1 protein-coding gene is annotated in these 755 nt (G+C 63.8%); it reads right to left on the bottom strand.

What is annotated here, in order from left to right:
* Nucleotides 1-755, bottom strand: a 755-nt coding sequence (gene vgrG / locus IB255_RS30465; RefSeq protein ID WP_192211281.1) for a type VI secretion system tip protein VgrG, incomplete at both ends; no start/stop codon positions are given.

Below are 755 nucleotides of genomic sequence, written 5' to 3'. Positions count from 1 at the left end.
TCCACGCCGTCGAGCTTGAGTATCTGCCCGGGTAGCAGCGCGGGGCTGCTGGTGTGGCCGGTCAGGCGCGTGCGTTCGTTGAGGTAGCGTTCGTGGGCGAGGCGCGCGTAAAAGTAGCCGCTCTCGCTCTCCAGGTCTTCGTCCTGGGCGTAGGCGTCGCCGAGTTTCCGGTGCGGTTCGCCGTAGTGGTAAGCCTCGCCGTAGGTGGTTTTCGGCGATTTGAGCAGGTCAACATTCGCGTCCAGCTCAGCGCCGGCGTCGCGGTAGTAGTAGGCGCGGTTGCTGACGCTCTGCACGACCCCTTCATGGTTGTCTTGCAGGCCCCAGACGGCATCCTGGCCGCTGGACTCCAGCGACGACAGCGGGCGCAGCGGCAAGAGTGGCGCGGGCAGGTAATGGCGCTGGTCGTCGTGGAATTCCAGTACCTCGATTCGCAGGCGCTCATCCATGCTGAAGCGGTACCAGATGCCCACTTCGGCCGTCAGGCGCTGGATGAAGGTGAGATCATCCTCGCCGTACTGCATCACCTGTTCGCGCTGCGGATACTCGCGGGTCAGTTCGAAGAGGAAATCCTGCCCTTCGAGCTCATTGCGCCGCAGCACCTGCTCGACGATCTCCGGCACGCTCTGGTTCTGGTAGAGGCGGTACTGGCGGGCGAGGCCCAGCAACGCAAAGCGGGGCACAAAAACCACCTCGTAGCGGGATTCGTCCCGTGACATGGCCAGCAGGGAAAAGCGGCTGATCGTGCCGTACAG

This window comes from Pseudomonas sp. PDM22 (genome assembly GCF_014851965.1).
In the GTDB taxonomy this organism is placed as follows: Bacteria; Pseudomonadota; Gammaproteobacteria; order Pseudomonadales; family Pseudomonadaceae; genus Pseudomonas.
This window is presented reverse-complemented; position numbering and strand designations above follow the sequence as displayed.